The organism is Fibrobacter sp. UBA7003 (assembly GCA_002449765.1).
In the GTDB taxonomy this organism is placed as follows: Bacteria; Fibrobacterota; Fibrobacteria; order Fibrobacterales; family Fibrobacteraceae; genus Fibrobacter.
Window position 1 is genome coordinate 113371 of sequence record DJXN01000004.1, and the last position, 25507, is coordinate 138877.

Genomic DNA, 25507 nt, shown 5'->3' on the forward strand with positions numbered 1-25507 from the left:
TTTTTTCGGCAACCATGATTCTTCTCGTCGCCGAAAAGCCCTCTGTTGCAAACCAGCACTACCGCCCGATGCTCGAGCGGATCGAGGGAGAGAAGTTCACGCAGGGCGACGGATGCCTTATCGGCAAGAACCACTGCATCACCTGGTGCGTGGGCCACCTGATTACGCTCGCGCCGCTCGACGCCTACCCCGGTTACGAGGGAGGCTGGCGGCTTTCGAACCTGCCGCTTTTGCCCGAAAAATTCCGCCTGATGGAAATTGAGAGCACCCGAAAACAGCTCGCGGTGGTGCGCCAGATGATGGAACAGGCCGACGTGCTCGTGAATGGCGCGGATGCCGGCCGCGAAGGAAACCTGATTTTCGATTTGGTGCTCGACTTTACGCCCGCTTTCAAGCAGAAGACCATCAAGCGCCTGTGGGTGAACAGCTACGTGGCGAAGGATTTGGACAAGGCGTGGAAGAACCTGGAAGACGCTACGCAGCGCGTAAACCTGAGCTACGCCGCCCGCCTTAGGCAACGTGCCGACTGGATGGTAGGGCTCAACGCGACGCGCGCCTACACACTCACGGCGGGCCGCGGGAAGATGATTTCGGTAGGGCGCGTGCAGACGCCGACCTTGAACCTGGTCGTGGAACGCGATGCCCTGGTGGAGCAATTCAAGGAACTGTACTACTACAGCGTCGTCGGCACATGGAAAGGGTACCAGGCGCAATACGTCAAGCAGGAAACAAAAGAGGATGGAAGATCCCCGACCAAGCCGGGGATGACAAATGACGGTTTAAAAGTCGCGGTTTTCGAGAAGGAAGCGGAAGCGAACGCGGTCGTGGAGCGCTGCAAGCCGCCCGCACCGGCGACCATCGCGAAAATCGACACGCAGCAGAAGAAGCAGTTCCCGCAAAAGCCCTTCGACCTCACGGAACTGCAGAAAGAAGGCAACAAACGCTTCAAGTTCAGCGCCCAGCAGGTATTGGACTGCGCGCAGAACCTCTACGAAAAAAAGCTGCTCACCTACCCGCGTACCGACTCGCAAAACCTGCCCGACACCATGAAGCAGGAGGCCTACGCGCTCGCCCAGAGGCTCGCCAGCCCCGAACAGAAGGGCGTAATGCGCAGCGAAAGCGAGAATTTCGTCTTCATCAACTCGAGCAAGGTCACCGACCACTTCGCCATCATCCCGACCGGCGAAACACCGAACGGGCTACCTGAAATGGAGCAGAAGATTTACGATTTGGCGAAGGAACGCTTTGTGCAGGCATGGCTCAAGCCGTACGTGTGGAGCGAGATGGACGTCATCCTGAGCGAAGCGTCAGCGGAGTCGAAGGATCCAGACCCGAAATCAAAAAATCTAGACCTGTTTAGACTGAAGCTGAAGCGGAACGAGGATTTGGGATTCCGCGCGCTGGTAAAAGAGACGAAAGACGAGAGACGAAAGACGAAAGGAAAGAAGGGCGATGCCGGCGCGGAGGCCGGAAAAGCTGACGGAGGCGCCGAGGGCAAGGGCGACAGCGACGAAATCACGAACCTGGTCGAAGCCTTCCCGGAATGGAACGTGGGCGACACCTCCCCCTTCGACAGCGTAGAACTGCAGAAGAAAAAGAAGAGCAAGCCCAAGTACTACACCGAGGCAACCCTCCTTGCCGCGATGAAGACTGCGGGAAAGCAAATCGAGAACGAGGAACTCGCCGAGGCCATGAAGGACCGCGGGCTCGGAACGCCGGCCACGCAGGCGGGCATCATCGAGACGCTCAAGAAGCGCGGGTTCATCGAGGCGCAGAAAAATTACCTGGTGAGTACCGCCCGAGGCCGCGAAGTCATCGCGCTCATGGACGAGAAGGTGAAATCGCCCGAGATGACGGGTGAATGGGAGTACAAGCTCTCCCAGGTCGAGAAAGGGCAGCTCACGCCCGTGGAATTCCGCGACGGCATCGTGAAGTACGTGAAGCAGCTCTTTGCAGACTTGCATGCCCGCTATGCCTGCCAGTTCGAGCGCGAGGCCGCGACCGAAAAGCTGAACTGCCCCAAGTGCGGCGGAGCGCTCGACACCGCCCCGTGGGGCTACGTGTGCCCCAATGCAGAATGCGGCTTCAGGTTCGGGCACACCGTGGCAGGCAAGATGCTCGCCCATTCCGAAGTCAAGGCGCTCCTCGCCGGCGAAACCGTCGGCCCGCTTTCCGGATTCAAGAGCAAGAAGGGCAGCGAATTCTCGGCAAAGCTCACGCTCGACAAAGACTTCAATATCAATTTCGCCTTCGAAAGCGACGGCAAGTTCCACGGGCAAAAGACGGATTACAAGTGCCCGCTGTGCGGAAACCCGCTCGAAGAGAACAAGAACGCGATATTCTGCACGGGAACTACACAATCCAAAGATCCCCGGCCGGAGCCGGGGATGACAAATGGAAAAGAGCCGGGGATGACAAACGACTGCAACTTCACGCTTTTCAAAACCATCGCAGGCCATACGCTTACCGCAAAGGAAATCGCGGCACTGTTCGGGAGCGGGCACACGCCGCTCATTCAAGGATTCAAGAGCAAGAAGGGCTCCGAATTCGCGGCCGCCCTCAAGTGGGGCGAAGGCGCCGACAAGGGCCGCGCCGTGTTCGAGTTCCAGCACAGGGACCTCCCCTGCCCCGTCTGCGGCGACAGCCTGCGCTTCCGCGGCAGCACTTCCCAGCAAAGCGGCCCGCAAGGCACAACCGAAAGCGGCGCCTACGTGTGCCCGCAATGTGGCTACGGCATCCCGCAGGTGTTCTACCAGCGCAAATTCAGCGACGAAGAAGTCGAAGGCCTACTCAAAAACAAGTTCACGCCCGTCCTCGAGCCGTTCAAGAAGAACGAGACCACCTTCCGCGCTGCACTCGAACTCCGCGATGGCGGCAAGCTCGCATTCAACAAATTAACCGTCGAAGTCATCAAATAAGCCCCTCTTGCCGGCCTTAAAAAGCATTTACACCCGTTTCAGCCATATTTATTCTATATTTGGACTCGTATGCCCAATTGGTGGAAGAATTTCTCCTGGGAATGGCTTTTCGACTCCATTGCCGAAAGGTCACCTTCGTTTGTGAAGGTCATTGTCGTTACGGGAAAATCATTCCTGTACTATCACGGAATGACCCGAGCGGCAAGTCTTACCTACACCACTCTCGTGGCGGTTGTCCCGCTTCTCATTTTGCTCACCTCAATAACGCTCGCGGTGGGGTTTGGCGGGTTCATGTCCGACTACCTGCCCATCATCATCGATGTTCTTAACCTGGACTGGCCTACCGAACAAATCATCGACATCGTGCAAAACGCCGAGCACATTCCTATCGGCAAACTCGGATTCATCGGTGCCCTTGGCCTTTTCGTCACCTTCATTCTCGCTTTCGGCAGTTTGGAAACAAACTTCAATGTCGTATGGGAAGTCAAGACCTCGAGAACGCTGTTTAGGCAGATCCAGGTCTACACGCCCTTCCTGCTCATATTCGCCGGTTTCATCGGAATGTTCGCAGGATTCGTGAACCATGTGCAAGACGTCCTCACCATGATAGTCGTCGACGGCTTCCACTTCTCGCCGGAACTGCTCAAGGTCCTCATTACCGCATTCTGGTATATCGCGTTTCATTTTGCGGCAATGCTCCTCATTTTCCTGATGCTCTACGCGCTCCCGGCCAGAAGCCTCAGACAAAGGGAAACCGGAGTCAAGCCGCCCTATCGCAAAAGCAAGCTCTTCGCCGTTTCGCTCATGGCAACCATCATTGCATGGATCGCCATCAACATTTACGTGAAGATTCTCATGCTCATCCAGACAGCGATGGTAACACGCATGTCCATTTTCTACGGCTCTCTCGCCTTTATCCCGTTGGTGCTGTTCCTCTTTTTCGGAGTCTGGTCCATTATCCTATGCGGCAACAGCCTCGTGTGGACCATCTGCTACTGGCCGGAATCTTCACAAAAGAAGTGGAACTGGACCGCAACCCTGGAGGATGTCCACAATGCAAAGTCAGACCAAGAAAAATAGGCTTTCCACGAAGGCCATCGCCATTTGCCTTCTGCTTTTCTTCTGCGTCGGCTCGAGCTACGCCGAACTGGCAGGCATGGGCGACACGCCCGTCACCGAGGAAAAATCCGAAGGCGGACTCAAGGCCCTTATCGGAGTAAGCGGCGGCAACGTGCTTGTGGCCGACGACGGAGCCATCTTCGCAAATCTCCGCATCGGTCTCGACATTGCGCCCATCTTCTCGACGGGCATGTGGGTCGACAGGCTCCTAAGCGATGTCCACAACCACAATGTCAAAGAAAAGCAGATGATCAAGTACATGTCGTTCGGCGGCTTCATCGAGCTTTTCCCGCTCCGATTCGACAAGATTGCAATTTCTGTCCCCATCAACGTGGGCGGCGGAGCCCTCTACGTGATGGAACCCGACGATGAAGCTTTCGAATCCGAAGACTACTTCTTCACGGCGGATATTTCGGCCCACTTCAACTACCGCATCACCAAGATGCTCGAAATTTCCATCGGCGGCGGATACCGCATGTTCGCAGGAATCGAAACGAACAACCTCGACAACATGGACCTCTGCACCCCGTTCGGCGAACTGCGATTCACGGTAAGGGAATAAGCTCTATTCCATGCCCGAATTTATTTCGATACGTGGCTGCAGACTGCACAATCTAAAAAATGTGGACGCCCAATTTCCATTGGGCAAGATTACCGTTGTCTGCGGTCCTTCGGGTTGCGGAAAATCGACACTCGTTCTCGACACCCTGCATGGAGAATCCAAGCGTCGCTATCTCGAGACTCTATCGCCTTTTGCCGCTGAACTTCTGGGCGGGAGGCGCATTATCCCCCTCGACAGTGCCGACGGCCTGCCAGCAAGTCTTGCCGTAGGACCAAGCCACGGGGAAGCCCCAGCCAAGGCATACGCGTTGAGCATCTCGGAATGCGACAACACCTTGCGGGCGCTTTTTGCCGCCTACGCAAGGCCCGCCTGCCCCGTATGCGGGAAACCCATGGAAAGCCAGAGTCGCGAGAACATCATCCGAGAAATCGCAGGATTACCGCAGGGGACCAAGCTGCAATTTTTGGCGAAAGTCGAATCCGCCTCCAACCTCGACAAGCTCTCGGCAGTATTCCTGGCCCAGGGCTTTACGCGAGCCATGGCCGATGGAGTCAGCTACTCGCTAGCCGACCTGACCGACAGCGAACGCAGGATTGTTCCCGAAGAATTTTTCATTGTCGTGGACCGCGTGATTGTTCGCGAAAACACCCGCACCCGCATCGCCGAAGCTGTAGACGGCGCACTGAAACTCACCCACGGCGGAATCACGCTTGACATCGATGGGACCCGCAAGGTTTACAGCACCGTGCCACGCTGCCCGGACCACGGAGAGCAGCTTTCAAGGCCACTTGCCGCAGAAGACCTCTCGCCCTACACCCGCGAGAGCGTTTGTCCTGAATGTGCAGGGACCGGCATCATCGAATCAGAAAACGGCGACGAGGGTTCCGAATGTCCTCGCTGCAAGGGACTCCGGCTGAACGGGAGCATCCTAAGCGCAACCGTCGAGGGCCAGGGAGATGGCGCTCCCAGCAAGAGTCCAACCACCTGGAAAAACGTTCTGGACACGCCGTTCGCAAAGCTCGAAAGCCTGCTGCACACCCTTTTCGACAAGCGCCTTACAGCAAAACAGCTTCCCGCATTCAACACTCTCGTCGACCGCATCCGAGCCATCAACGAACTGGGAATCGGCTACCTGACGGGAGGACGGAGCGCCACGACCCTTTCAGGGGGTGAAATCCAGCGCCTAAGGCTATCGAGCCTTTCCACCGGACTCCTGAACAACCTGCTCATCGTCCTTGACGAGCCCGCAAGCGGACTGCATGAGTGCGATGTCGACGCCCTCTGGAAAGTCCTCAAGAAGGTCCAATCCCGCGGAAACACCCTCGTGCTTATCGAGCACAATCCAGGCATCATCAGGCGTGCAGACTGGATTATCGAAATGGGACCCGGAGCGGGAGAAAAGGGCGGAGAAATCCTATTCCAGGGAAAAGCGAAAGAGGTGCTGCAGAACCCCAATTCGCCCACCGGCAACTGGTTAAGAGAACTCGGAATTCGGAAGCAGGCAAGCACAAGGGTCAAGCCCTCAAAGACGAACGCCATCGCAATCGAGAATTTCGCCATGTTCGACATGAAGCCTGTTTCGGCGTGGTTCCCGGTGCAAAAATTCAGCGTCATCACAGGCCAGAGCGGCAGCGGAAAGTCGACCCTTCTCTTCCGTAACCTCGCCTACCGCGGAACCCGAGGAGAATTCAGTCCTCTCGGCATCCAGGCGCTATCCATCCTATCGACAGGCGATTTCCACGGCAACCGCCGGAGCACCGTAGCCTCCGCAATCAACCTGAACATGATTCTTCGCGAACTGTTCGCGAAGCTTCCCGAAAGCAAAGTCCGGGGCTACACCGCATCCAAATTTGCGACCCATGCCCCCGGCGGCCGCTGCGAAAACTGCAAGGGCGAGGGAGTCATCCTCGACCCCGCAGGCTACGAAGAGTCCGAATGTCCTGTCTGCCTCGGCAAACGCTTTAAAGACGAAATCCTGGAAGTCCGGTTCAAGTCGCTCTCCATCGCCGACATCTACGATTTGGAAGTCGGCAGTGCATACAAGCTATTTTCCAACCTCAAGCCGTTTGCAGACAAACTCAAGCCACTCGTGGATACCGGGCTCGAATACCTGAAGCTTGGGCAAACGACAGCACACCTGTCCGGTGGCGAGCGCGCAAGGTTGCGACTGTCTATCGCGCTTGCACGCGCGAAGGCCCCCAACACGCTATTCCTCTTCGACGAACCCGCGCGAGGGCTCCATCAAAAGGATATCCAGCATCTGCTAAAACTCATCCACGGGCTTACCGATGCCGGCCACACCGTCATTGCAATCGAACACGCCCAGGATTTTGTGAACGCAGCAGACTACGTACTCGAACTCAGCCGAAAATAGCCGTTATTCTTAGCTGAGCCTCTTTGTAATCGCAAGTTCGTTCTGGTCGCCGTTTCTGCGGTAACTGACGCTATCCATCGTCTTCTTGACAATAAATATTCCAAGGCCACCGATTTCGCGTTCTTCGGCAGAAGACGTCACGTCCGGATCTGCCTGCTTGAGCGGGTCGAAAGCAGCCCCATTATCGATAAAGGTCAACCGCGCATCGAGTGTCGCCTTGCGGATTTCGACAATCAGCGTCACGCTTGTGGCTCCGGAGAACTTGACGATATTGCTGTAGATTTCATCGATTGCAATATTGATTTGCATCTGGGACTTCATCGACGCCTCCATCGGCGCCAGAATCCCCTCGACAAAGGCAGTAAGAATGTCCTGGTTTTCAGGAATGACGTCCACGATTTTTTCATAACGTTGCCAAGCATCCTGCATCTGCATTTTCTTCGCCCCATCCATCGGAGTGAGGATATTTTCAACAAACGATTTGAGGGCGCCCTGATTGTCCTTCGCGACATCTACGGTCTTTTCGTAACGTTCCCACACCGGTTCGTCATTGCCAATAAACTTCACGGTCAACATGGTAATATCGTCGAACTGCGGGGCGTCCTGCACAAAATCGTCAATACTCTTCTTGACAAAGGCGCATGTTTCGGCAGGTTTCAAATCACCGCCCCTTTCAAGCGTCTCAAGCAACCTCTTGTCGCCAAAAAGTTCATCCCGGGAATTAGTCGCTTCTGTTACGCCGTCGGTAAAAAGGAACAGCGAATCGCCAGTCTTGAGATCAAAAGACTGCGACTGGTAAAGCGTATCCTCCATTGCCGCCAGAACAAGTCCCGACTTGCTATTTACAAATTCGACAGTGCCATCGCTATGACGGACCGCAGGCGGGTTATGGCCAGCCGAGGCGAATTCCACATGGCCGGTGCGCAAGTCGATGATTCCGGCCCACACGGTCACGAACATGTTCAGCCTGTTGCGTTTCGCAAGCGCGAAGTTCGTGCTGTTAAACGCATTCACGACGGATTTCATGTTCTTGGTCATCGTCCGCAGGATAATTCGGGAAATCATCATGAACAGCGCGGCCGGGACACCCTTGCCCGAGACATCGCCCACCATGACGCACAAGTGATCGTTATCTATCTTGAAGAAATCATAAAAGTCGCCGCCCACTTCCTTCGCCGGAAGCAGGAACTGCGAAAGTTCGTGGCGGTCGTCATCGGAATTTTCTTCGCATTCTTCTCTCGGAAGCGTCGACAGCTGGATATTGCGGGCCAGGTCGAGTTCGCGCTCGATGCGCTTCATGTCCTTCTGCCTTTCGACATGATCCTTGAGCGAAGAAAGCATGTTCGAGAAAGCCCAGGCGAACTCCGCCACCTCGTCGTGCCCCTTCATCTGCGGAATCGCCACGTCGAAATCGCCATTGCCAAGTTTCTTTGCGGCAGCGGAAAGTTCCTTGAGCGGCTTCGCGACCCTGAACGAAATCAACAACATGATAACCAGCAAGACCGCATAGCCGCAGGCCGCAAGCACCACAAAAAGTCTAACCGAAGATTGTCTTTGTTCAAGGAATTTCTGCGCAGGCCAGACAACCATGAAAGTCCAGTTGTTGGATTTCATCGTCGTATAGTAAATGGCAGCCTCTTCGTCACCGACAACAGAACCAAGAATCAAGCCCTTGTCCTTTTTGCCTCGCCTGTCGAACGGCACCAAGTTCTTATTGTTAAATTCCTTGACCGCTATTTCCTTTTCCCCTCTCCCTTCTGCAATGTATTTAGGGAATGCAACCGGGACATTCTTTTCGGAGAGGACCATGGCAAAGCCAGAATTGGGAACCTGGGCCGCCGCCACCGTTTCCTTGAGGAATTCGATGGACATATCCACGGCCAGGACTCCAGCAAGCACTTCATTTCCCTTCTTATCCTTATGGAATATGGGAACCGTATAGACCGCAATGGGTTCATCCACAAATTCACCGATAAAGGGTTCCTGCCAGCGGCTAGAGTGGGCATCCCTTGTGTTTGCATACCATTCCTTATCCTGGTAGTTGGCGCCCGTAATCAACTTTGTTTCGTTGTCCACAAACCGCGCAAGCCGCATGAATTCGCCCTTGGGTGTCTCCGGTCCCATTCCCGGTTCGAACGCAACCACAACCGCCACAATATGGGGGACGAGATTGCGGGCAGTCGCAAGCGTATGCGTCAGGAACTCGTCGAGTTCGGCTTTTGTCATGCGACTATTGCTCAAAGTCGACGCGGCATCTTCGCCGACATGCTTTCCGGCATCGAATAGCTTGTCGATGTAGGTCACGTTCGCAAGGCTAATCTGCTCGCCATTCTCAATGGTCATCTCTTCTAGTTGCGAACTCATTTTCGAAGTCATGATTCCGAAAATCAGGCCGACAATGACCGTGACGGCAACAAGAATCATCAGTGATTGCTTGAAAGCAAGTCCGCGGAAGTTGAATCCCATATACTACCTCTTTTTTAAAAGCCTTTTCAGGCAGGTTCCCCGAATTAAAGTTTACACCTCGCTCATAAATTCATCCATGCTCTTGCGCACGAGATGCCTAGGCGAAGGGCCGCCGTTCTCGGGGTCGGCATAGCCGATATCCAGGAGGCAGGCGAGCTTTAAGTTGTCCGGAAATTCAAAAGCGCTTTCGATGTACGAAGCATTGAATCCGCGGGCCCAAAGCGTCGCAAGGCCGAGGTCGGTGGCCTGCATCATCATGGAGGTGGTGACGATGCTTGCATCCATCACGCCGCTGTTGAAGTTGTCGTTGTACTTTTCGGCGGTGTAGCAGTTGGGCTCGTCGTAGCAGACCATGAGCACCACCGGCGCATTGTAGGCCATACGGGTAATGCCACGGATCTTTTCCAAAGCCTCGGGGGACTTGATGACCTTCACCGTCACGGGCTGTGCGTTGATAGCCGTCGGGCTCAGGCGACCCGCCTCGAGCACCTGGGCGAGTTTTTCGGGTTCTACGGCCTGGGCAGTGAATGCTCGGCAGCTATAGCGGTTCTTGGCCAAATCCATGAAAGACATAAATACCTCGTTTTTCCCTTTAATATAATTTTTCTATCTTTGGGCACATGAAAAATTTTTATGTTACTACCCCGATTTATTACGTGAATGACGCCCCGCATATCGGGCACTCCTACACCACCGTCCTCGCGGACATCCTCACCCGCTTCCACAAGATTCTCGGCTACCAGACGTTCTTTTTGACCGGGACCGACGAACACGGCCAGAAGGTGCAGCGCGCCGCCGACAAGCGCGGCGTGACCCCGCAGGAACACGTGGACGAATACTACCACCGCTTCGAAGACCTGTGGAAGAAGATGGGTATCGGTAACGACTTCTTTATCCGCACCACCATGCCCAAACACAAGGCCTTTGTGCAGGAATGCCTGCAGAAGCTCTGGGACAAGGGCGAAATCTACTCGAAGGAATACGAAGGCTGGTACTCCGTCGGCGAAGAACGCTTCTTTACCGAAGATGAACTGGACGAGAACAAGTGCGACCCCATCAGCCACCGCCCAGTGGAATGGCTCAAGGAAAAGAACTACTTCTTCAAGATGAGTTCTTACCAGCAGAAGCTGATCGACTTCCTCGAAAGCCACAAGGACTGGATTGTGCCTGACTACCGCTGGAACGAAATCCGCGGGTTCCTGCGCCAACCGCTGAACGACCTCTGCATCAGCCGCCCGAAGGCTCGTCTTAGCTGGGGTATTCCGCTGCCCTTCGACACCGACTACGTGACCTACGTGTGGTTCGACGCCCTCCTGAACTACGTGAGCGCCTCCACCGCCTTCCACAAGACTTATGCCGACGGCACGCCGATCTGGCCCGCCACTTATCACCTGATCGGTAAGGACATCTTGACCACGCATAGCGTGTACTGGCCGACCATGCTCATGGCTCTCGACATTCCGCTTCCGCAGCACATCCTCGCCCACGGCTGGTGGCTCGTGAACGGCGGCGAAAAGATGAGCAAGTCCGCAGGCAACGTGGTTAACCCCATGGACTACATGGAAAAGTACGGCATCGACGCGTTCCGCTACTTCCTCGCCCGCGAAATGGTGGTGGGCCAGGACGCGAACTTCACCCACGATGCCTTCGTGCGCCGCATCAACAGCGACCTCGCCAACGACCTGGGTAACGTGCTGAACCGCGTACACCGCCTGGTGCTCAACAACTTCGAAGGCAAGCTCCCTGCCGCCACCTCCATCGGCGATGCCGAAAATGAAGTCATCGACCTCGCGAACAAGGTGATTGCCGAAATCAAGGAAGGCCTGCCGCAGGCCCGCCTCTCCCAGTCCATCGAGACCATCATGCAGCTGGTGCGTAGCATCAACCGCTACCTGGAAGTCAAGGCTCCGTGGAAGCTCGCGAAGGACGAAACCAAGAAGGATGAACTCGCAACCGTGCTCTACGTTTCCGCCGAAGCCGTGCGCCTTTCACTCTGCCTCTTGTGGCCGGTGATTCCCTCCAAGGCAGAAGAAGGCCTCGCCATGATCGGTTCCAAATTCCAGAGCGCCGACGACCTCGCTTGGGGTATCCTCAAGGGTGGTGAAACATTCGGCGAAGGCAAGCCGCTCTTCCCGCGTATTGAAGAAGAAGTCAAGAAGCAGGAGCCGCAGCCGAAGCCCAAGCAGAACAAGCCCCTGATGGCAGCCGACGTGCCCGCCGCCATGGACATGCGCGTCGCCCAAATCAAGGAAGTGGCCGACCATCCGGACGCTACAAGCCTCTACGTGCTCAAGGTGGACGCTGGCGAAGGCGAACTCCGCACCATCTGCAGCGGCCTCAAGAACAGCTACAAGGCCGAAGAACTGAAGGACCGCAAGATTCTGTTGTTCGCAAACCTGAAGCCCAGCGCTCTCCGCGGCATCATGAGCCAGGGCATGCTCTTTGCAGGCGATCTCGACAACGAGGCTCACACCTGCAGGCTCGTCTCCGTGCCCGAAGACGCCAAGCCCGGTGACCGCGCCCTCTTCAAGGGTGTAGCACCCAGCGAACCGCGCGAACTGAAGGTGAAGGACTTCGAGAAGATTGCGCTCTCCGTGAAGGGTGGCGCCGTGTTCTGCGATGCCCTCGCCCTCGAAGTGAACGGCAAGCCCGTGACCTGCGACGTGGCCGACGGCAACGGAGTACATTAAAAATTCTCCATATTTCTCACAAGGGTATTCCGACCTGGAATACCCTTGCGTGTATTTCATCACTACATTATTCCCATTTGTCAATTTTTCAGCACTGCATTATCCGTTTTGTTCAGGCTCGCAGTATATTTAAGGCATGAGATTCTTCTATCTGACAGTCCTCGCATTCCTTATCGCGCTCAGCGGATGCACCATGCACCCGCCTTCAGCGTCTGGATTCATGGAATCGCTTGAACTATCACGCGAAGGCGAAAACAACAGGGTCTACACCGCGCGCCTCGAAAAAATCAACTTCAGCATGCAAGGCAACGAATGGGAAATCCCGCTCGGCCTCGAAACGACCAAGGGCTACGCCAACGGTTTCGTGACAGGCTGGGGTCTCCTCCCCTCTCCCTACTTCATGTTTGGCCAAGGCAACAAGTATTTCGCCTGGCGCACTTGGGTCTCGGCCATCTGGCTCGGAATTACCGTCGCGCTGGTCTGCGAAACTGGAGCTTGCGACGACGATGGCGACAGCGACTCCTACAGCCACTACGACGACGAATATGACGACTACGACTATGTAGCAATCAATTCCCTTCTTGACGCATGGATGGAACTTTTTAGCGGCGGATTCTCGGTCATCGAGCAAATTCCCATCGGCGACTTTATCCGTATCGGCTTCGAGCAATACATCTGCCGTAACTTCTGGCTCAACCTCGGCTGGATCGACGACCAGCTCGACTTCGGCAACGTAGAAGTCGGCGTCGGCAGCTACGTGAGCTTCAGGCTAGGAGCACACAGGATATCCCTGGATGCACGCTACGGCATCCTCGACTTCAACCCCAAGAAGCCACGTCTCTCGATCGGCCTCAGCTACAGCAATTCCATTCTCTTTGGTTCTGCCCCGGCGACAGCGCCAAGGTAAATCTCACCTACGGCTGGATTTTATAAATCTGCGGCCAGTATTTGCCCGTCACCCAAAGGAACTTACCGTCGAAGGCAATCCCGTTCAACACGTCAATGTTGCGGTGGTTCCGGTAGATTTCTTTCCACTTCTGCGTAAGGTCAAGGTATTTTTTGACCCTCCCGCTCGGCAAGTCGATTACTGCAATCAACCCCGTCTGCCAGACATTTGCGTACAAAGTATTCCCGACAATTTCAAGTTCGTTTAGATTTTTCACGGGACGCCCTTCGTCGGTTACGCGGATGACGCCCACCACGTTGAAACTCCCGAGCGCAATTTGCAGAAGCTCTTCGGAGCCGTTGCTCATGAGGAGCGCGTTTCGCCAATACGTGAGTCCCCAGCCCTCCGTCGGGATGCGGAATTCGCCCTTCGCTCGGAACGGCTTGCGGTTATAGATGAACGCCTTTTTCGCTTTCCAGGTGAGGTAGAAGATGTCTTCGCCTACAGCGATCGAGCCTTCCCCGAAATAGCGGTCCGCAATCCGCGCTGAATCGAGAATTTTACCGTCGAGAGTCCGGCGGTAAAGTCCGGATTGCCCATATTGCCCTGTTGTTTCGACAATTTCCTTTCCGTCAAAGAAAATTCCCTGCGTAAAGTGCGTCGGTTCGTGCGACACGGAATCAAGTATTGCGGGCACCTCGCGCAGCGTCTCGGCAAGGGCGACAGACATAAGGGCAAACACGGTCAACAAACAAAAGCGCATATCTAAAAAATACTAAAAGCCGCGCTTTTCGCCTTTTACTAAATTGTAATTTATGGGCGAACTCAGGACTCCAGCCAAGGTCAAGATTGTCGTAGGTATCCTCGCAAGGGACACCTCCGCCGTCGAATCCGTCCGGGAAACCCTGGTTAAGCGCTTCGGCACCGAGGACCTGAACCTCGAACCGTTCCCCTTCACGTTTACCAACTACTATGTCGACGAAATCGGATCCTCGCCCGTCCGTGCCTTCTTCAGCTATGAGCCCCTCGTGGAACGCGAGACCATCGTCGACATCAAGCTTTGGTCAAACGAGGTGGAACTCGAAATCGCAAGGCAAAACGGAACGCCAGGGCTAAGACCCGTAAACCTCGACCCGGGCTACATGACCCTCGGCCAGTTTTTCCTTGCAACGACCAAGGACCAGCGCCAGCGCGTCTACATGCAGCGAGGCATTTTCGTGGAACCCACGCTATACTTTCAGGACGGACATTTCCACGCCTTCGACTGGACATACCGCGACTACCAAAACGAAAAGTACATCCAATACCTGGAACAAGTCCGCGCCCGTCTCGCCTACCAGATGAGCACCGGAAAGCCCTACCGTTTGCGAGCGAATCACTAACCACCAACCACTGACTACTGTCTACTTCCTACTGTCTACTACATCATGAAAGCCGGCATTTTCACCATTCTTCTCCTTTGCTGTTCCAACGTATTCATGACTTTCGCCTGGTACGGGAACCTCAAGCTCAAGGAAATGCACATCAGCACCGACTGGCCGCTATTTCTCGTAATCGTGGCCTCTTGGGGAATCGCCTTCTTTGAATACTGCATCGCCGTTCCGGCAAACGTCATCGGTAGCCGCATCAATGGCGGTCCCTTCACCTTGATGCAGCTTAAAATCATCCAGGAAGCCATTTCGCTTACGGTATTCACCGTCATCGCGACAACAGTCTTCAACAACGAAGCTTTGCACTGGAACCACATCGTCGCTTTCGCGCTCATCATCGGCGCCGTATTTTTCGCATTCCTCAAGTAAAAGGTTCATGGGAATGAGACTCTTTATCCTGGCATTTCTCTGCATCGCGGCGGCCCACGCGGCCGAAACCGCCGATACGAGCGCAGTCCAGGAAAGCAGCGCTTCAACTACGAACAAGGTAGCAGCCGTCGCCGTCGACCGCGACTACCTCGACTTTTCGAACATGCTCATTCCCGTCACACACGAGGCTAGGCTCGGCTCCCCCTATGGAATCCGCAACCACCGTCTGCACCGGGGTGTCGATGTCAAGATTATCCGCGACGAGCCTATCGTCGCCGCACTGCCCGGCGTGGTCATCATGTCCAAGTACAACCCCGGCGGCTACGGCCACTACGTACTGGTCCAGCACGACAACGACATCCAGACCCTCTACGGGCACCTCTCCAAGCGCGAAGTCAAGGTCGGCGACAAGCTGCTTCCCGGCGACATCGTCGGATTGGGAGGCAACTCCGGACGCTCTTCCGGAGCGCACCTCCATTTCGAAATCAGGTACGGGAACTACAACATCGACCCCGAAACCGTCATCGACTTTCCGCACTGGTCCCTGACAGAAGACGCAAGCCATATTTCCAAGAGCGATGTCATCACCGCACACCGCAAGATGCAGTGGCGCCTGAAGAAAGAAGAATACGTTGTCAAGAAGGGCGACACCCTCGAAAGCATCGCCGCATGGTTCAACATCTCGGTAAAGGCGTTGTGCCGCATCAACAACATCTCGCCAGAATCGCCGCTCAGGATCGGACAACGGCTTCGCGGCAGCGGCCAGTAATACAGCCCAAGTTATGCGTTCAGGTCCAAAAAGGCCTGTTTAAGTTCTCGGGTCGCAAGTTCCGGGTCGGCAGCCTTCATGATTGCGGAAACGACACAAATGCCAGCAATGCCGGAACCCTTGAGAACAAAGATGTTATCCTTGTTGAGACCACCAATCGCGTTCACAGGAACCGGGACAGCCTTCACGATTTCTTTGAGAGTTTCGACAGGAGTAATCACCGTTTTCACATGCGTCGTGGTCGGGTAAATCGCACCGCAGCCCAGGTAATCTGCACCCTGCTCATAAGCCTCGAGCGCCTGCGGGATAGTCTTTGTCGTCGCCCCTATGATCTTGTCCGGCCCCATGATTTTCCGGGCGATACCTACAGGCATATCGCTCTGCCCCACATGAACTCCCTCGGCACCAATAGCGAGGGCCACATCAACGCGGTCATCGATAATCAGCGGAATCCCGTATCGGGCCGTAATCTCGTGCGTTGCCACCGCCAAGTCCATATACTCGCGGGTAGACTTGTCCTTTTCTCGCAACTGGACGATGGTCGCCCCGCCCTTGCAGGCGGCCTCAACAACTGGCAAAAAACGCTCTTCGGGAACGCTCGTGCTGTCGGTAATGAAGTAAAGGGTCGTATCGAGGGTCTTCATGCTCCTAAAAATAGCAAAAACAGGCCTTATATTGTGATTTTGCTTAAATTTCGCCCAAAAATCAAAAAAATTTTGTTTACAGGGCTCCGAAAAAGTTATTTTCTTAATGTAAATGATTCATTATTTGCAAGGGATGTAGCACGATGCACATGCAAGCGCAAAATAAGGGTCGCAGGGGCTTTACCCTGATCGAAGTCATGGTGGTGACCGTTGTCATGGGGATACTTGCTGCAGTGGCCGTACCGAGTATATTCGGGCTGGTCGAAAGATCAAAAGAAAAAATTGATTTGTTGAAACTGTTCTATCTGAGGGACGCGCTGAACAGGGCACTGATTGAAGATGAAGAAGCTTTGTTCAAAGGTGATTTTGCTTCCCAGAATCGCAGCAAGTTGAGTACTAAATTGGCTAGTTCAACCGGTGTAGACTTGTTCGTTATTGAAATGCATCCAAACCATCCCAACAATATACAGAGTGCCCACACCAGCATCAACAAAGGCTCAGAATTCAGCAAACTGGTCGGAAACAGTGGAATATGGTATGAAGCTCTGAATGAGGCTGGTTTTTATGGCGTCGCAGATATTCTCGATGCACGAAATAGTGGCAAAGACTTAAAAAAAGGTGGTGATACATATATCACGTACAAGTATAAAGACGTTAATGGTAAAGATCAATATCGGTCCTATCCCAAAGAACCTTTGTTCATCAGCAAGCTGTTGAATCACGGAAAAGAGGCTGGTCTGGATGCAATACAACACCAGGGCGGAAACAACACTAATTATCGTGTGACAGTGAGTTTCCAGTGGACAGGGATGGAGCCGACAAGTCGCTCCGTAGAGGTCGCCTTGCTTCCTGCTTCAATGAAAATGCGCGAATCAAAAACAAACCCAAAAGGCGGAGCTCTTCTCTCCGACCACGGTGTCTGCTTCTCGACCTATGGAGACATAGGCTGCGCGAATTTCAGTTACTAACCGCTACACGTACAAGTAATCGTTCAGCACGGGCTGCAAGCCTTCGCCCGAAATGTCGCCGTACATATCGTTGAAGCTGCGCGAGTCGTTGATTTCGAACTGTTCGTCGCCGCCTTCCCCGTCGTCGTGACCGCTGTACTTGCTTTCGTGGTCGCCGATGCCCGTAGATACGCCGGCAGAGACCTTCGTCGCGCAGATTTTCACGATGCCGTTGCGGAATTCCTTACTTTCGCGGCTCGAAACCGTAATGCCCACGTACGGCAAGAAGATACGGTAGGCGCAGAGCACCTGGCAGAGTTCCTTTTCGTGAACGTCGAGCGGGTCAATCTTGTCGTTATTGATAATCGGGCGCAGTCTCGGGCAACTCAAGCTCATCTCAGCATGCGGATACTTCTTTTGTAAGTAATACACATGGAGTGCCGATGCGAGCGCATCGCGGCGGAAGTCCGAAAGGCCAAGGAGTGCAGAGAATGCCACCCCGCGCATGCCCGCCATGAGGGCGCGTTCCTGGGAATCAAAACGGTAGGGGAATACGCGCTTATGGCCCATCAGGTGAAGTTGTTCGAAACGAACCTTGTCGTAAGTTTCCTGGAAAACCGTCACGTAGTCCACGCCGCATTCGTGCAGGTAGCGGTATTCGTCCGTATTCACCGGATAAACTTCAATGCCTACCATGCGGAAATACTTGCGGGCCAGCTTGCAGGCCTCGCCGATGTATTCCACACTGCTTTTCGCGCGGCTTTCGCCGGTGAGAATCAGGATTTCTTCCATGCCGCTGTCGGCGATGACCTTCATCTCGTGCTCGATCTGCTCCATGGAAAGTTGCATGCGCTTGATATGGTTGTAGCAGTTGAACCCGCAATAGACGCAGTAGTTCTCGCAGTAGTTCGCGATGTAGAGCGGCGTGAAGAAGTACACGTTGTTGCCGAAGTGCTTGCTGGTCTCGATTTTCGCCTTCGCGGCCATCTGCTCGAGATACGGGGCGGCCGCCGGAGAAAGGAGCGCCTTGAAGTCTTCCAGTGTGCAGCGTTCGTGTTCCAGAGCGCGCTTTACGTCCTTGCCGGTGTATTTAGAATAATCGAAATTTTCGGACTCGGAGAGAACCTTATCGGCAATGTCCGACTGGATCACTTCCATGCCGGGCAGATAATCCATTATATTAGTACGGGAACTCGGATCGTTTTCAAGGCGGTGCTTTTTTGCAAGAGCCCCTTCCGAGAGATTCCCGGAATCGAACAAGTAATTGTTGTCTTTTCTTTCTTGATTTTCCATTTCAAAACACCATCCGAAACCTATTTCAATTCCAGATTCTTCAGCCACTGGCGCATGGCAAATACCGACACGCTTTCTTTCCGGGACTGTTTCGCAATCCTGCTCCCGAAACTGGTCGCCATCTTTTCAGGGTCGAGCGGGATCCCTACCCTGCCCAGGTCGAGCCTGTCGGCATCGTAGCAGCAGTCTATGGTCGGGTCGCCGTTTTTCGGTTCGTGCGTGTGGAACTTGCAGGCATGGCAAAGCTTGTCGAAGCGCTCGTCTTCTATCTCAAAGAGCTTAGCCTCGCGGCATTCCTTCGCGAATTCGGCACCGCGTGCGCCGTGCTCAGGGTCGTGACCATCGTCAAAGCGCTTGCTGTCGTGGAATATGGCAAAGAGACGAACGACGTCGACATCCACGCCGGCAACGCGGCCAGCAAGCAGGAGCCCGTTGGCCTCCACCTGGTGCCAATGCTCGATGCCGTGAACGTCCGAAAGGTACGGACGGTTCGCGAAGGCATGTTCCATTATGGCAGCAAAGTCTATCATACAACATCGTCATCCCCGCGAAGGCGGGGATCTCCTTGCATAGCAGTTATTTCCCGTACGCTTCCTTCAGTTCCATCAAGCGCTGGAGCGCCTGCATCGGGGTCATTTCCTCGGGCTTGAGCCTGCGGATTTCGTCCTTCAACAGCTGCGTGTTCTCGTCGGGCGGTGCAAACATGTCCAGCTGCGGGTGTTCCTTCTGCTTCTTCTTCACGGCGCCATCACTCGGGTCAATCTTTTCCTTCTCAAGCCGGAGAAGTATCTTCCTCGCCCTGCGGACAACGTTGTTCGGGAGGCCCGCCATCTCGGCCACATGGATGCCGTAGCTCGAGTCGCAGGCGCCCGCGAGAATCTTGTGGAGGAACACCAGCTTGTCGCCCTTTTCCTGCACGGCCACCTGGAAGTTGCCCGCATGCTCGAGGCTTTCCACGAGCCCGGTGAGTTCGTGGTAGTGCGTCGCAAAGAGGGTCAGCGCCTGCCGTGCGGGCTCGTCGTGGAGGGTCTCCACAATCGCCCAGGCGATGGAAAGCCCGTCGAAAGTGCTCGTGCCGCGCCCGATTTCATCGAGCAGCACAAGGCTGTGCGGAGTCGCGTTCCGCAATATATTTGCGGTCTCTATCATCTCGACCATGAAGGTACTGAGCCCGCGACTCAGGCGGTCACTCGCCCCCACGCGGGTGAATATGCGGTCCACTACCCCAATGCGGGCAGATTCCGCCGGCACGAAGCAGCCGATTTGCGCCATCAATACGATGAGTCCGGTCTGGCGCAGGTAAGTCGACTTACCCGCCATGTTCGGGCCCGTGATGAGCATCAGGCGCGTGCCATCGGGCGAAAGCGAAACATCGTTCGGGATAAAGTCCAGGTCGGGGTTCACGGCGACAATCACCGGATGGAAACCGCCGCGGATTTCTATACCCGAGCCCTCGAAAACCTCGGGGCACGCGTAGTTGTACTTGCGGGCCGCCCGCGCGAAACTGTAGAGCGTATCGACCTTCGCCACCGCGTCGGCAATCTCCTGGAGTTCGGCACGCCAGCCGTCCACGCGGTCGCGCAGGCTACAGAATATGCGGTATTCCAGCTCGTGGATGTTCACCTCGGCGTTGCTGATGATGGATTCGCATTCCTTCATCTCGGGCGTAATGTAGCGTTCGCCGTTCACCGTCGTCTGCTTGCGGATATATTCCTCGGGGATGGGGCTTGTCGCCTTCGCCATCTGCGCCTTGGTAATCTCGATGTAGTAGCCGAACACGCGGTTGTAACCGACCTTCAGGCTCGGGATTCCGAGGCGTTCGCGCTCGCGGCCTTCCAGCGAGGCAATCCATTCGCGCTTTTCCTTGATGTCGGCGTTCATTGCGTCGAGTTCGGCATTCGCGCCAGGGCGTATCATACCGCCCTCGCGCACCGTGAGAGGCAAGTCCTCGTTGAATTGCGCCAACAGTTCCTCGCCGCGGCCGCGCGCGTGTTCGAGCGTCTCGCGCAGGCCTTCAAAAATCGGGGCCCGCAGACCCTCGAGCACGTCGGCCACCTTAGATGCCTGCGAAAGCGAACGGCCCATGCCCGCGAGGTCGCGCGCGTTGGCACGCCCACTCCCCACACGCCCCATCAGGCGTTCCATGTCGAGGATGCTCGTGAGCGATTCCTTCAGTTCGTCAAGCGCCACCGGGTTCTGTACCAGTTCGGCGACAGCCTCCTCGCGTTCCTGGATGCGCGAAACAGAAATCAGCGGGTGGCTCACCCAGTCCTTGAGCGTGCGCCCGCCCATCGCAGTCACCGTGTGGTCCAGCACCGAACAGAGCGTGCTCGAGTAGTCGTCCGCATTCAGCGGGCGCGTAAGTTCCAGGTTCCTGAGCGTACTCGGGTCGAGCGTCATGTAGTCGTCGAGATTCAAGATCTCGAGCGTCGTAAAGTGCGAAAGTTCGGACTTCTTCTGGTCCATCAGGTAGGCCATCAGGGCACCCGCGACTTCCGTCTCGCATTCGCGGCCATCGAGCCCGAGGCCCACCAGCGATTCCACCTTGAAGTGGCTAAACAGAACGTCGCGGCTCTGCTCCTCCCCGAACATGAATTCGGGAATCTGTGTCACCAGCACGTTATCCGCCTTGACCATGTCCATGATGCTCGAGGGAATCACCGCCCCCTCGGGTATCACGATTTCCTTGGGCATGCGGCGGCTGAACTCGCACTCGAAAGCCTGCACGCTGCTCCTGCATACGGCGAGGTAGCCCGTCGTCACGTCGGCGACGGCAAACGCGGCATCGTTACCCGCGGGCACGTAGGCAAACAGGTAGTTTGCCTCCTTCGCGTTCAGGTTCGACTCGTCCATCGCGGTGCCGGCACTGATAATCTCCACGATATCGCGCTTCACGATACCCTTCGCGAGCTTCGGGTCTTCCACCTGCTCGCAAATCGCGATGCGGTAGCCCGCCGCCACCATCTTCGGCACGTAGCGGTCTGCGGCATGATGCGGGAACCCGCACAAGGGAGTCGCACCCGAGGCGCCGTTGTTGCGGCTCGTGAGCGTAAGTCCTAAAATTTTCGATGCCACCACGGCGTCGTCCTCGAACAGTTCGAAGAAGTCGCCCATGCGGAAAAATAAAATGCAGCCAGGGTTCTGTTTCTTGATCTCGTAATACTGCTGCATCAACGGGGTGACAGCCATTACAGGTCTCCCATCGAAAGTTCAATCTGTTCCGGGTTATCTTCCGGAGGCACAGGTTCCGTAGGTTCGGATTCCTGCTTGGCGTACTGCGGCACGAGCGTGCCCGCTTCCAGGAGTTCGCTGAACTCGCGCAGGCGCGGCAGGTCCTCGGGAATGCGGTTGATGCCGAAATACTTCATGAATTCCTGGGTCGTCACGTACGTATAGGGGTTGCCGACAGTCTCGGCGCGCGCGCCCAATGCAATAAAGCCCTTGTCGAGCAGGTTCCTGATAGGGCCATCTACAGAAGACACTCCGCGCACCTGCTCGATGGCGGCCTTCGTGATGGGCTGCTGGTAGGCAATCACCGCGAGGGTCTCGAGTGCGGCCTGGCTCAGGCGGCGCGCATTCGCCTCGGGGAACAGCTTGCGCACCCACGGGTAGTACTTCGCACGCGTGCGGAAACGGTAGCCGCCCGCCTGCTCCACAATCTCGAACGGGGAATTAATCTTGTTCAGCGAATCGTTTGCAGCAATGAGCGCATCCGACACGGTACGGGCATCCAGAAAGTCGCCCAGAATCTCGCGCAACTTCTTGAGCGTCACAATGTCGGGCGAAGCGAACACGATAGCCTGTATAATGCGGGCAAGGTCCTCGCTGCTTTCCACTTTCGGAAGTTCTTCTTCGACTTCCTCGGCCTCTTCTACATTCTGCGGGTTTTCACTCATATAAGGCAAGATAGTAAAAAACACGCCGGATTTTCATTTTTTTGGGCGTTCCCAGCCCCAATTGCCATTCTGGACCCCAATGTCATCCCCGCGAAGGCGGGCGGACAGCACTTAGCACTTTAGTGCTTAGTGCGCATGGCCACCAAGGTGGGGATCTCCCATTCCATACCTTCATCTGTCACCCTGGAGGAGTGAAACGACGATAGGGTCCATAAACGCTTTTCATAATATAGTTTGCTTCGAGGGGCATTTCGCACGCAAACACATTCACTTCGTTCGAGTGTTTGCTTAGCAAAACGCCCTCTCTCCGCAAAGAAACACGAGTGTGTCTCCGGAGCAAGACTGTTTATCGCAGGAACGTTTCGAAGCGGGTACTGCGAAAGCCTCGTGGCTGTTAGACACTTCGGCCTTCGCGAATTGCGGGTCCGCATTAAACTGCAGGAAGATGCCCTTAAAATTTGTGGTTATTCTTCTAGCTTAACACAGCGAACGGAGAAACCGTTTGTCTTAAGCTGAGAGAAAACCTCTGAAGCTTCAGTTTCCGTATTGTTCGCTCCCATTGCAAGGGCATATCCTTCAACATACCCTTCACGACCTTCCTCCGGATAGAACCAAGCTGTGGATGATTTTAATCCTTGAAGTCTGCGATCCCATACGTACCCGGCGCCGACGAGGGAATAGCCGGTGGAATTGAACCCGTTAAACCCATACGAGGATCGAACCCCCGCAATTCCATGCGTATTGCCGTCGGCATGAAGCACTATGTAAAAATCTTCCTGGGTCAAGAGCCGCCATCCATCCGGGCAAATTCCCTGATGGTTCGGCTGAATCAAGTCGGCGCAACTCTTAGTGTTGCAATCGTTAGGCAGTTGCATCATCTCGGCCCACTGGTAGAGCCCCCCGTAACGGTCGCAATTTGTGGTGTCCCTATCGTAACAGTAACGTTCAATCGTCGTATCGTCAGCCTGATCCTTTACATATGTAATCATTTTGCCGACATTGAGGTTTTCAGCCATTACAGTCACGGAATCCACCTCTTTCTTAGAGTTCTTGCCCCTTATCGTAATGTAGTAGTAGCTGCGGCCATTACGTTCGTCGACAAAGGTCTTGTACTCGTCCCTCATTGCCCCCAAGGTCACCGTATGGTCAAATGGCACATATTCACTACTGCTAGACGCAACATCCTTACTGGAAGACGAAACAACAGAACTACTAGATTTTACACTCGATGACGACGATTTTACGGAACTACTACTAGAGGCTATATTCGAAGAAGACGACCTTTCAGAACTACTACTCTGTATTTTGCTTGATGACGATTTGTCTTTTTCCTCACTAGAAGAAAACTTCACAGAACTGCTTGAATTGTCATTGCGAGGAGTCGAAGACGACGAAGCAATCTCCTTGCTCGAACTGCTGCTTGTTTCTTTCTTGCTAGAGGAGGACTGGAGATCCCCGCTCGAAGCGGGGATGACAGACGATGACGATGTCGTTTCGTCGCAGTCCTCGCATACGGACGAAGAAGAATCCTCGTCCCGCGGGGCGAAACTGCTATCATCGTCCCCGCATGCCGTCAAGGAGAGTCCCGCAACAGCAAGAAACATCGCAAAAGAAACGAGAAAAGAACGCCTCATTTATCCTCCAAATGCAGTCTTATCCCAAAATACCAATGAAAATATAACATAACACGGGGCAACACCCTAGACAGTTGCTGGCCGCGAAGTGTTAAAATTGGAAATACAGGAACGGGTTGTAGCTCTGGGTAAAGAGCGCAAGTGTCGCGAGCACAAAGAGCCCGAGCGCGACTGCGGCCTTCCAGGGTTTCACCTCGTTGCACCAGTCGAAACTGCGGAATTTCCAGAACGAAAGCAGGGCTGCCACCGCCATGAACACGATGCACGTGGGCGTGAAGATTTCGGCCGTAAGGATGGCGTCGGCGCCGCTCACCGGCATAAGCCCGAGCATCGATTTCCACATGCGCCACGCCTCGCCAATGCTATCGGCACGGAACAGCACCCAGCCGAACAGCACGAGCACCTGCGTAATCAGGATTTGCACCACGCGGGGCGCCTTGTAGTAAAGCGCGTTCTTGTTGTTCGCACGTTCCACAATCATGAAGAAGGCATGGTACAGGCCCCAGCAAACGAACGTCCAGTTCGCGCCGTGCCACACGCCGCTCAGGAACATGACCATGAACAAATTAAAATACAGGCGCTTCTTGCCCACGCGGTTTCCACCGAGAGCGATGTAGAGGTAATCGCGGAACCAACTCGTGAGCGAAATATGCCAGCGCTTCCAGAATTCGGTGATGCTCCCCGAGCGGTACGGGCCGTTGAAGTTGCGCGGGAAATGGAACCCGAGCATCAGGCCAAGACCAATCGCCATGTTGCTGTACGCCGAGAAGTCGAAGTAAATCTGGAACATGTAGGCAAGGCTACCCCACCAGCAGTTCAGCACACCGGGGGCGTCTGCCGCAAACACGCGATCGGCGATGATGCCCACCTGGTTCGCAAGGAAAATCTTTTCGGCAAAACCGAAACTGAAGAACATAATGCCGCGCACGAAGTTCTCGAGCGTGTGCGTGCGGGTCGCAAGTTCCTCGGCCACCGTATTGTAACGCACGATCGGGCCTGCGACAAGTTGCGGGAAGAGCGCCACGTAACAGGCAAACGTCACGAAGTCCTTGACCGGAGGGGCGGTACCGCGCCACACGTCAATCGCGTAGCTCATGGACTGGAACGTATAGAACGAGATGCCCACCGGCAACAGCACCGTCATCACCGAGAACGGCTCGCAACCGAGCTTCGCCACCACGTCGTTGATGACGCCCATGCCGAACATGTAGTACTTGAAGAACCCGAGCGCACCGAGGTTCACGACAATCGCCGCGAGGAGTGCCAAATTACGTTGCCGCCTGCTCGCACCAGGCGCAGAGATGAACCGCCCGCTCACGTAAACCACGAGCGTCGAGCCGAACATCAGGAATACGAGCCACGGTTCGAGCCAGCCGTAAAAGATGTAACTGAAAATCGTGATGAAGAAGTTCAGGCCGGAATGCTTGACCCCGGCACGGAACAGCACAAAGTAGCCGACCAAAAAAGTCGGCAGAAAGTAGAACAGAAAAATCTGGGAAGAGAAGACCAC

General features: G+C 55.1%; 20 protein-coding genes. 10 read left to right on the top strand and 10 right to left on the bottom strand.

The window, feature by feature from the left end:
* The first annotated feature begins 14 nt into the window (after positions 1 to 14).
* The 4 genes from B2952_RS03035 (at position 15) to B2952_RS03050 (ending at position 6973) form a co-directional block, all read left to right on the top strand.
* Positions 15 to 2918: a DNA topoisomerase gene (locus B2952_RS03035; protein ID WP_290733838.1), complete on the top strand. Its 2904-nt coding sequence runs from the start codon at positions 15 to 17 to the stop codon at positions 2916 to 2918.
* A gap of 69 nt (positions 2919 to 2987) precedes the next feature.
* Complete coding sequence (locus B2952_RS03040) at positions 2988 to 3998, top strand: YihY/virulence factor BrkB family protein (protein ID WP_173366228.1); 1011 nt, start codon at positions 2988 to 2990, stop codon at positions 3996 to 3998.
* Positions 3973 to 4599 carry a hypothetical protein gene (locus B2952_RS03045; protein ID WP_290731590.1) on the top strand — a complete coding sequence of 209 codons (627 nt, stop codon included), beginning with the start codon at positions 3973 to 3975 and terminating at the stop codon, positions 4597 to 4599. Before B2952_RS03040 ends, B2952_RS03045 begins: the two co-directional genes overlap by 26 nt.
* A 61-nt stretch (positions 4600 to 4660) precedes the next feature.
* Positions 4661 to 6973, top strand: coding sequence for an ABC transporter (locus tag B2952_RS03050; protein ID WP_290731587.1), 2313 nt, complete (start codon positions 4661 to 4663; stop codon positions 6971 to 6973).
* Positions 6974 to 6982: 9 nt separating this feature from the next.
* On the opposite strand, the gene B2952_RS03055 is transcribed toward B2952_RS03050, so the two are convergent.
* Positions 6983 to 9439, bottom strand: a complete 2457-nt coding sequence (locus B2952_RS03055) for a SpoIIE family protein phosphatase (protein ID WP_290733836.1) — start codon at positions 9437 to 9439, stop codon at positions 6983 to 6985.
* A 51-nt stretch (positions 9440 to 9490) separates the two neighbouring features.
* Complete coding sequence (locus tag B2952_RS03060) at positions 9491 to 10012, bottom strand: nitroreductase family protein (RefSeq protein ID WP_290733834.1); 522 nt, start codon at positions 10010 to 10012, stop codon at positions 9491 to 9493.
* A gap of 47 nt (positions 10013 to 10059) precedes the next feature.
* Between B2952_RS03060 and metG the strand changes: the two genes are divergently transcribed.
* Both metG and B2952_RS03070 read left to right on the top strand, forming a co-directional pair.
* Positions 10060 to 12129 carry a methionine--tRNA ligase gene (gene metG / locus B2952_RS03065; protein ID WP_290733832.1) on the top strand — a complete coding sequence of 690 codons (2070 nt, stop codon included), beginning with the start codon at positions 10060 to 10062 and terminating at the stop codon, positions 12127 to 12129.
* A gap of 136 nt (positions 12130 to 12265) precedes the next feature.
* Positions 12266 to 13036 carry a hypothetical protein gene (locus tag B2952_RS03070; RefSeq protein WP_290733830.1) on the top strand — a complete coding sequence of 257 codons (771 nt, stop codon included), beginning with the start codon at positions 12266 to 12268 and terminating at the stop codon, positions 13034 to 13036.
* Positions 13037 to 13043: 7 nt separating this feature from the next.
* Here B2952_RS03070 and B2952_RS03075 read toward each other — a convergent pair whose 3' ends face one another.
* Positions 13044 to 13778, bottom strand: a complete 735-nt coding sequence (locus tag B2952_RS03075; protein ID WP_290723757.1) for a glutaminyl-peptide cyclotransferase — start codon at positions 13776 to 13778, stop codon at positions 13044 to 13046.
* A 52-nt stretch (positions 13779 to 13830) separates the two neighbouring features.
* Here B2952_RS03075 and B2952_RS03080 point away from each other — a divergent pair, with 52 nt between their 5' ends.
* From B2952_RS03080 to B2952_RS03090, 3 genes are read left to right on the top strand one after another with little or no spacing between them, the layout of a single operon-like run.
* Positions 13831 to 14397 (top strand): DUF4416 family protein, encoded by a 567-nt coding sequence (locus B2952_RS03080; protein WP_290731581.1) that lies wholly within the window; start codon positions 13831 to 13833, stop codon positions 14395 to 14397.
* Between the two features lie 45 nt (positions 14398 to 14442).
* Complete coding sequence (locus tag B2952_RS03085; protein WP_290731579.1) at positions 14443 to 14814, top strand: DMT family protein; 372 nt, start codon at positions 14443 to 14445, stop codon at positions 14812 to 14814.
* A gap of 13 nt (positions 14815 to 14827) precedes the next feature.
* A complete protein-coding gene (locus B2952_RS03090; RefSeq protein WP_290731575.1) occupies positions 14828 to 15583 on the top strand; it encodes a M23 family metallopeptidase in 756 nt (251 codons plus the stop codon).
* Positions 15584 to 15594: 11 nt separating this feature from the next.
* Here the strand turns inward: B2952_RS03090 and thiE are convergent, their stop codons facing one another.
* Complete coding sequence (gene thiE / locus B2952_RS03095; RefSeq protein ID WP_290723765.1) at positions 15595 to 16227, bottom strand: thiamine phosphate synthase; 633 nt, start codon at positions 16225 to 16227, stop codon at positions 15595 to 15597.
* Positions 16228 to 16370: 143 nt separating this feature from the next.
* Between thiE and B2952_RS03100 the strand changes: the two genes are divergently transcribed.
* Positions 16371 to 17195, top strand: coding sequence for a type II secretion system protein (locus tag B2952_RS03100; RefSeq protein ID WP_290731571.1), 825 nt, complete (start codon positions 16371 to 16373; stop codon positions 17193 to 17195).
* 3 nt (positions 17196 to 17198) lie between these two features.
* Here the strand turns inward: B2952_RS03100 and thiH are convergent, their stop codons facing one another.
* The 6 genes from thiH to B2952_RS03130 form a co-directional block, all read right to left on the bottom strand.
* Complete coding sequence (gene thiH, locus B2952_RS03105) at positions 17199 to 18467, bottom strand: 2-iminoacetate synthase ThiH (RefSeq protein WP_290731568.1); 1269 nt, start codon at positions 18465 to 18467, stop codon at positions 17199 to 17201.
* Between the two features lie 20 nt (positions 18468 to 18487).
* Positions 18488 to 18997: a hypothetical protein gene (locus B2952_RS03110; RefSeq protein WP_290731565.1), complete on the bottom strand. Its 510-nt coding sequence runs from the start codon at positions 18995 to 18997 to the stop codon at positions 18488 to 18490.
* Between the two features lie 46 nt (positions 18998 to 19043).
* Positions 19044 to 21656: a DNA mismatch repair protein MutS gene (mutS, locus tag B2952_RS03115; RefSeq protein WP_290731562.1), complete on the bottom strand. Its 2613-nt coding sequence runs from the start codon at positions 21654 to 21656 to the stop codon at positions 19044 to 19046.
* Complete coding sequence (gene scpB / locus B2952_RS03120; RefSeq protein WP_073113677.1) at positions 21656 to 22363, bottom strand: SMC-Scp complex subunit ScpB; 708 nt, start codon at positions 22361 to 22363, stop codon at positions 21656 to 21658. The genes mutS and scpB overlap by 1 nt, the downstream gene beginning before the upstream one ends.
* Before the next feature lie 464 nt (positions 22364 to 22827).
* Positions 22828 to 23997, bottom strand: coding sequence for an FISUMP domain-containing protein (locus B2952_RS03125; RefSeq protein ID WP_290731559.1), 1170 nt, complete (start codon positions 23995 to 23997; stop codon positions 22828 to 22830).
* Between the two features lie 91 nt (positions 23998 to 24088).
* A complete protein-coding gene (locus tag B2952_RS03130; protein WP_290733828.1) occupies positions 24089 to 25507 on the bottom strand; it encodes an MBOAT family O-acyltransferase in 1419 nt (472 codons plus the stop codon).